At 38.6% G+C, this 8326-nt stretch carries 5 protein-coding genes; 4 read left to right on the top strand and 1 reads right to left on the bottom strand.

From position 1 onward, the window contains the following. The 4 genes from B2X72_RS01620 to B2X72_RS01605 form a co-directional block, all read left to right on the top strand. Positions 1-477 (top strand): helix-turn-helix transcriptional regulator (locus B2X72_RS01620; protein ID WP_414711781.1); only part of this gene is annotated, 477 nt, incomplete at its 5' end. 206 nt (positions 478-683) lie between these two features. Then, a complete protein-coding gene (locus tag B2X72_RS01615; RefSeq protein ID WP_286848143.1) occupies positions 684-3470 on the top strand; it encodes a TonB-dependent receptor in 2787 nt (928 codons plus the stop codon). 150 nt (positions 3471-3620) lie between these two features. Beyond that, positions 3621-4883, top strand: coding sequence for a right-handed parallel beta-helix repeat-containing protein (locus tag B2X72_RS01610; RefSeq protein ID WP_286848142.1), 1263 nt, complete (start codon positions 3621-3623; stop codon positions 4881-4883). Between the two features lie 13 nt (positions 4884-4896). Continuing rightward, positions 4897-5967 carry a phytase gene (locus B2X72_RS01605; RefSeq protein ID WP_286848141.1) on the top strand — a complete coding sequence of 357 codons (1071 nt, stop codon included), beginning with the start codon at positions 4897-4899 and terminating at the stop codon, positions 5965-5967. Between the two features lie 97 nt (positions 5968-6064). Here the strand turns inward: B2X72_RS01605 and B2X72_RS01600 are convergent, their stop codons facing one another. Further along, positions 6065-8092, bottom strand: coding sequence for a PAS domain-containing sensor histidine kinase (locus B2X72_RS01600; protein ID WP_286848140.1), 2028 nt, complete (start codon positions 8090-8092; stop codon positions 6065-6067). Positions 8093-8326 lie beyond the last annotated feature (234 nt).

The following is an 8326-nucleotide window of genomic DNA, read 5'->3' as shown; positions in this document are numbered from 1 at the left end:
CTTAAAAACCAGTTGCTTGAAGATAAGCAGCTCAAACAAGAACTGTCGCTCAAGCAAAAGGAATTGACATCCCATACTTTAAATCTAATCCGTAACAATCAATTTTTGGAAGAACTTCGTGATGAATTAAAGGGAATGGTTAAGGACGAACGCAGGGATCAAAAACGACAAATGCAGAAGTTGGTGTTGCAGATCAATGAAAATATCACACAGGGCATCCATTGGAAAGAATTTATGGGAACTTTCGAAAAGGTGCATCACAGCTTTTTTGAAAAACTTATTCAACGATTTCCAGATTTGACGGCCGCAGATATGCGATTAATAGCATTGCTTAAAATAAATTTGAATAATATCGAGATTGCCGTCCTATTGGGCATATCACAAGATAGCCTTCGTGTTGCCAGACATCGATTGCGAAAAAAATTAAGATTGGAACAAGGAGAGGATCTAGCGGGTTATCTCGTTGGTATTTCATAATTTTTTAACATAGGAGTAATAGAATGTTAATGGCGTGTAATTTGTTTTTAAACTACTGTTTATTAGCGTTTTAGATCTTTCTGTTTCCTTGCTGTATAGTGCTCTTTTTACCTTGTTTCCTTGTTGTAACGCTAGATATTTTGTGTGATTAAAATTGGCTGCCATCTTTGCGACAACAATCAAAGATTCATAATAATCTAAGCAAAATGAAAAACTTTTTAACGGTATTACTTGCCTCCAGTATTTCGGTCAGCGCTGCTTATGCGACCAAAATCAAAGGTAAGGTATTGGATGGTCAAACTGGTGAAGCTATTGCTGGTGCAACAGTATTCTTGGAACAGCGTGGGCTATCGACCAAAACACAATTGGATGGTTCGTTTGAATTCAAAGGATTATCTGCAGGTGTGGATAGGGTTCATATCAAGCATATGGCCTATGCCGAATTAATTAAAGAAATCGAAATTCAAAAAGAAAATACACCTCATTTTATTTTTCAGCTGACGTCTACCGAACAGACATTAATGGAAGTAACCATAAAAGGACGCCGGAATGGGGGGGATGATGATCCTAGTGCAAGGCGTTTGGAAAAGAATGCGTCACAAATTATGAATGTTGTTTCGGCGCGTGCAATAGAGATTTCTCCGGATATCACCGTTGCAAATGTTGTACAGCGTGTTTCGGGTGTATCTATAGAAAGAAATTCGAATGGCGAGGGACAATATGCTATTCTGAGGGGGATGGACAAACGTTACAATACCACTTTAGTGAATGGTGTAAAGGTTCCAAGTCCGGATAATAAATACCGTTATGTGCCTTTGGATTTATTTCCTTCAGATATGTTGGAACGCTTAGAAGTCTACAAGTCGCTAACACCAAATATGGAAGCCGATGCGGTGGGTGGAGTTGTCAATATGGTTATGAAATCGGCACCGACTAAATTATTGCTGCAGGCAAATTTGGCAACAGGTTACAGTCAACGTTATTTTAATCGTGATTTTGGAAGCTTTTCAACAGGCGGAACTTCGGCAAAATCTCCCTACGAACTGAATGGGAAGAATTACAATGCAACCGCTGCTGATTTTAATAAGGGTGCGTTAGATTATACCTATAAAAAACCCCTTCCAGACCTTGTCGGCAATCTGACAATAGGAAATCGGTATTTGGATGATAAATTGGGCGTTATTTTGGGCGCGAGCTATCAAAATTTACATCGAGGTAGTCGTTCTATTTTCTACAAATCGGCTGTCGTTGGCGTAAATCCCAATGCAGTAATTACTGAGCAGAGCGATCGTCAATATGATGAACAGCAACAACGCTTAGGTTTGCATAACAAGATCGATTATCGATTTAATCCAAATCATCGGGTTAGCTTTTATCAAATGTATGTGAATTTAAATAACATGCAATTGCGCGATGCCGTAAATACGATATACAATGGTCAGTATGATCCCAGCATTGGTAAAGCCGAACTGACCTATGTGACAAGAAGCCGAAAAACGCAGCAACAAATTTACAATGGTACCCTACAGGGGGATCATCATTTTTTAGATAATCGTCTGAATGTCCGTTGGTCAGGAGTACTCTCTTCGGCCCGCAATCAATTGCCACAAAATACGATGATCAGTTTGGATGGAGTAGAAGAAAATTTTGAACGTAAAAGGACTTCTCTCGTGAATAAATCTCCTGTAACCTATCGTTGGGAGCGGAATACCGATAATGATCGTGCAGGCTATTGGGATGTAGCTTATAAAGTTCCAATGGAAAACAGTAAGCTGGAGCTATCGACCGGAGGTTTGTATCGTGATAAACAGCGTAGTAGTTTTTACAATAACTACAACTTATCACCAGCTTCGGCAGAAGAGGCAAAGTATAAATACGGCGTGGATTTTCAGCGCTATACCGATCTCAATTTAACTGTTACCAATCCTACTGGAGCTGTCGCAAATCCATTAACTTACGACGCCGGTGAGAAGACAACAGCATCGTATGGCATGTTCAATTATGAGAATGACAAATGGCAGATGATCGGAGGGATCCGTATGGAGCATACCAATCAGAATTATAAATTATTGTTTCCTGCAGGAGAAAAAAGACCAGAAGGATCTCAAATTTATACAGAGTGGCTGCCAAGTTTGACCATGAAATATCATTTGGACGAAAAACAACAGCTTCATGCGGCCTATTATCGAGCGTTAAACCGACCTGGATTTTATGAAATTGTACCCTCAAGTGTGGTTAATGAAGAGTTTTTAGAAAAAGGAAACCCAGATTTAAAACATGCCTTAGCAGATAACTTCGATTTAAGGTATGAATTATTCCCTGAAGCTTCCTCTCAATTTCTTGTGGGTATGTTTTACAAGAAAATCAAAAACCCAATTGAATATACCTTTCAACCGGATGAGGTTCGTAAGCAGGATGTATACTACACCCCCGGTAATTTTGGTAACGCCAACAACTTTGGTATCGAGGTTGATTATATCAAGTATATCCAAAAATTTGGTGTTAAGGCCAATTATACCTATACACATTCACGTATAACGACCGCCAAGATGTCACCTCGAATCAATGAAACCACACAGGACCCTGAAGCGATTATCGTGGATCAAACGAGGCCGCTATATGGGCAAGCTGCACATGTGGCCAATCTATCGCTACTTTACAAAGATGCTAATAATGGCTGGGAAGGACAGTTAGCTGGATCTTATACCGGCTCACGAATCAATACAGTGTCGCAATTTTTGAACGATGATTTATGGCAAAAAGGATTTGTTCAGTTAGATGCTTCTATTGAGAAGAAATTTAAAGCTGGCTGGGCCATTTTTGCCAAAGCTAACAACATCTTGAATACACCAATGGAATTGTATGTGAAAGGAACAAATCCCGAAAATGAGAAGATCGGCGAAAAGCTTATTGAAGGCGGAAATACATTGATTAGAAAGGATTTGTATGGACAGAACTATATCCTTGGTTTACGTTATTCGTTTAGTAAATAATAGACTCGCGTAAAACACGACATGTTTTAATCTGAACATGTGTGATGTGAATTAAGAACAATTTGTTTAGGTGAAGCTTGAATTTTTTTGGAAAGCCAATGTTTTCGATAAGTGAAATCTGCTTCATCATTAAAAATTAAATATATACAGATGAAAAATAAATGTATTTTATCGTTTCTAGCGTTTTTTATAGTGGTGCTAAGTGCCTGTGAAAAAGCAAATATAGATGTTGATACTTCTGATGCTGACGGAAGTGCTATAGGTGAGGTTTCCGGTGTGTGGAGCAAAGGAAGTGTGCAGCATATTAAGGGAGATATTATTATTCCCGAAGGCAAGAGCCTGACGATTGAGGAAGGTGTAACCGTATTGATGGATTCCGTCAATAAGCCTGAAATTGTTGTTTTGGGTAATTTGTACGCACTAGGTACAGCCGAAAATCCTGTAAAGTTTACGGTTGAAGATGGGTATAAGACGAAGACGAATGAATTTGGCAAGTTATGGGGAGGAATTTTAGCAGCTCCAAGCTGTCAGGAACTTGTTTTGGACAATACCGTCATTGAGTATGGTGGCGCAATTACTTCGGATGCGTCGACTTCTGTAAAAATGGGCTTGTATAAAAAAGTGTCTGGTGAAGCTTTGCCAGCGTTGTGGTTCTCAAATTCAGACGGAAAACTAGTTGTTCAAAATAGTACTGTAAGTCATTTTCACGAAGACTGCACGTATATTGAAGGTGGAAAAATCATTTTCGCTAACAATCGTTTCTTTTCTAATGGGGTGACAGGTGGAGAAGCGATGAATTTCAAATCTGGATGTCTTGCAGATGTGGCGTATAACCTAGTGTATAGTGTCAATACGAATGCGTTAAAACTATCCAACTCGGGAGACCGCACACCGCAGGCTTATATTATTGTTTACAATAATACCATGCTCAACACAGGATGGCGTAGACCGACAGCCAAAGGAGGTTCGATTTGGTTAGAAGCATCTGTCAGAGCCGAGATTTATAATAATCTTTTTGCCAATACACGGTTTGGAGTCAAGCGTGATCCTAAAAAACCAGAAGATAGCCGTTCTGTGTCAGGTAATAATTGGTATTATGGCTATGGTCAATTGACTGTAGATCAGTTTCAGGTCGGTAAAAATGATATTGTAGGTGGTAGTAATGATGTTAGAGGCAAAGTGGCAGGGGAGAATAACCCTAAATTTATTTCTTATCCTTTAGAAACATCGGTTGACAATTACGTATTTGATTCAACCTGGGATTTTCATCTTCAGGGGAATTCACCTGCATTAAAGGCCGGTACTTTGGCTTTTAAACCCCATTTTACGAGCGGCCTGGTGATGTCAAACGGCCTAACATATAATTCTCCGCAGCCTGCAGCTTATGTTGGGGCATTTGGTTCCAAATTCTAATTTACTTCATATAATGACAAATTTAAAAACAATACTAACACTAACTTTGGGAGCATCAACCCTGCTTCAAATAGCATGCAAAAATGCGCAAACAAATAACGTCGAATCAATTAAACCCGTTGTTGTGACCGATGCTGTGCGTTATGATTCGGATGATCCTGCAATTTGGATCAATAAGAGCGATCCGAGCAAGAGTCTGATTATAGCAACGGATAAAGATGCCGATGGAGCTTTGTTCGTGTACGATCTACAGGGTAAAACGGTCAAAGAAAAAGTGGTTTCCAATTTAAAACGACCAAACAATGTCGATGTAGCGTACGGTTTGGTATTGGGGGGGAAACCTGTCGATATCGCTGTCACAACAGAGCGTATGACCCATAAATTGCGTATTTTTTCACTACCTGACATGAAGCCGATCGATCAAGGGGGATTAGATATGTTTGTTGGTGAAACTGAACCTGAATTTAGGGATCTGATGGGGATTGCCCTATATACTTCTCCAAAAGGAGAGATCTATGCTATTGTTGGGCGAAAAAATGGACCAAAAGAAGGCTATTTGGGACAATATTTATTGGAAGATAATGGTTCTGGTTCAGTAAAAGCTACACTGGTTCGTAAATTTGGTTCATTTAGTGGAAAGAAAGAGATTGAGGCAATAGCGGTGGACAATGAGCTTGGGTATATTTACTATTCGGACGAACAGATTGGCGTAAAACAATACTATGCGGATCCAGCAAAGGGAAACCAACAGTTGGCATTATTTGCTACAGCAGGTTTTAAAGAAGATCATGAAGGTATTTCGATTTATAAAGTGACCGACAGTACTGGATATATCTTGGTGTCGGACCAGGGTGCAAATCGTTTTCAGGTTTTTAGTCGGGAAGGAACCAAAAGCAATCCTTTCGAACATAAATATCTGAAGACTGTGCCGGTTATGGCAACACAAAGTGATGGTTCGGAAACTACCTCTTTTAATTTAAATGAAACCTTCAAACATGGCTTGTTTGTTGTTATGAGTGACGATAAAACATTCCATTATTATCGATGGGAAGATATTGCCGGAGCCGATTTGAAAAAGAAATAGGTGACGAATTCATATTTCAGCAACAGTTGTGATTTGATTCGCAACTGTTGCTTTTTTTGCTATCGGAAATTTTATTGGTGATAATTAGCGCTGTTATTTATACACTGACCGGAATTTTAAACCAAAAGGTTGACCCTTGGCCGATCTGGCTGTCGACACCAATTTCTCCTTGATGTTTTTGAATAATTTCTTTGCAAATAAACAGTCCTATGCCAAATCCCGAAGCATAACGATCCGCATCGTCATTTACACGATAGAATTTATTGAATATTTGTTTCTGATCCTTATGATTAATGCCTTTTCCTTGGTCTTTGATCTCGACTTCAAAATAACCTGAATGTATAGCCACATGCATGGTAATTGTTGAATTACTGGGCGAATATTTAATGGCATTATCCATGAAGTTGATTAACACTTGTTCGATTTTATCACGATCGGCGATAATCTCCAAATTCGAATCGATTGCTCCTGAATAATGAATGAAGTGCTTTACAGATTTTAAAGAATAGATATTTTGAATATAATCGAGTAAAGAACAAACGTTAAATGTCTTTTTGCGAAGTACTAACTTACCCTCATTTAATTGAGTAACATTTAAAAAGCCGTCGATTAAACCGCGCATGCGCGTTGCTTGCTCATTAGATTGGTGGAGATATTGCATGCGCTTTTCGGTGCTCAGTGTACCTTCTTTGGCTTGTAGTAATTGGATATAGGCAATTAGTGAGGTTAAAGGTGTTTTGAGTTCATGACTTGCGATACTAATAAAGTCTAGTTTTTTCCTTTCTTCTTCCTTGTCATTGGTGCTGTCTATTATAGCGCCGTAGATCATGTGTCTTGTCGTATCCGATTCCAATTGACTTCCGCCTATTGACCTTAACCATTTTATCTTACCTGTTTTTTTATCTTTTATTTCACATTGACAATCGAAAGGAGATTGTTTGTGTGTTACTTCCTGAAAAACATGATGAATGATATTTCTATACTGAGGTAGAATTTGGGCGAAAAAGTCAGCTTCTTTTATGTTGTCATGCTGGTGGAAGCCAAATAATTCACGGCAGCGATCATTGAGTTCCATTTTCTTGGTTTCCATGTCAATAGAAAAGATACCAATACCGGCGGCTTCAACAATCATTCTGAACTGTTGATCTCTTTTGGCGATAAGTTGATTAATTGCTTCAAGTTTTTCATGCTCTTGATGCGGGGTGGTAATATCTATAGCGGTGCCAGCAAACCATTCGGGCTGTTGGTCTTGGTCAAAGTATACTCTTCCTTTACAGTGCAACCACCGTAATTGAAGATCTTCTGCTCCAATGGTTCTAAATTTTACGTCATATACACCTTTGTTTTGAAAAGTCAGTGATTTTTTGACTTCTTGATCGATTCTATTCCTATCTTCTGGATGAATATATTTGAGGACCTCATTGTATGGAACATATTCACCTTTCGCAAAACCAAAGAGTTCTCGAGTCCGTTCATCCCAATTGACGAGGTAATTTTTGCAATTTAAGTTCCATGTTCCCATCTCGGCCGACTGTAATGCAAAATGGTAATGTTCTTCACTCTCTATGATTTTCTTGAGTGCCCCCTTGAGTTTTTCATTGAGATCTTCGGTATGTTTAGGTGATAAGGTGTAATTATTCGTGGGAATTTTGTAGTGATTTCCTGCTACTGTATATTTTTGAGTTAATAAATCTTGTAGCAGTTTTCGTTCAATGGTATTTTTTTCTTGTGTAAGTGGATGGTTGTCTTCATTTTCAGGTAGCAGTCTAATTTGATTAAATATGCCATAAATTTCACCCTTTTCATTGATGAGCGGATGATATTCAAACGTGTGCGTATATCGGAGTGAAGACTGTTGTTCGCTTTTGAGTTTAATCTTTATCTTGTCGATCAGCTGTGTATTTTCATTTCCCCAAACGTTTTTCAAGAGAGGGATATAAGGCGTTAATTCCTCTTGTTGAAGACAATTCTCAAGATATTGCCCAATCGCGCTGTGATCACAATTCCACAATTTTAACATGTTAGTGCTTGCATAAGAAATACGGAGATCTGCGCTATCATAAATTGCGCAAGCATCCAATGAAGAGGAGAGAACGGCTAAAATATCTTTATCTGAACAAATCATAACATATCAAAAATTAAGCGTTGATTAAGCGATATCACGTATAGCTAGATTTAATAGCGTACAAATATTGTTCCTTTTCTCATGAGTTTTCTCCTTGTCGATATGGAGCAGCAATTATTGGTCCCTAGGAATACCTACTTTTTGATCTGTTAATCATCCTAGAGGCTGTTTAATATGGAGTCATGAGATCAATAGTACAGTGAATAGAAATTCGTATCTTTCCTCTATAAATTA

The organism is Sphingobacterium sp. UBA7253 (genome assembly GCF_002472745.1).
Taxonomy (GTDB): Bacteria; Bacteroidota; Bacteroidia; order Sphingobacteriales; family Sphingobacteriaceae; genus Sphingobacterium; species Sphingobacterium siyangense.
The sequence above is the reverse complement of the archived record's forward strand: the minus strand, read 5'-3'. Positions and strand labels throughout refer to the sequence as shown.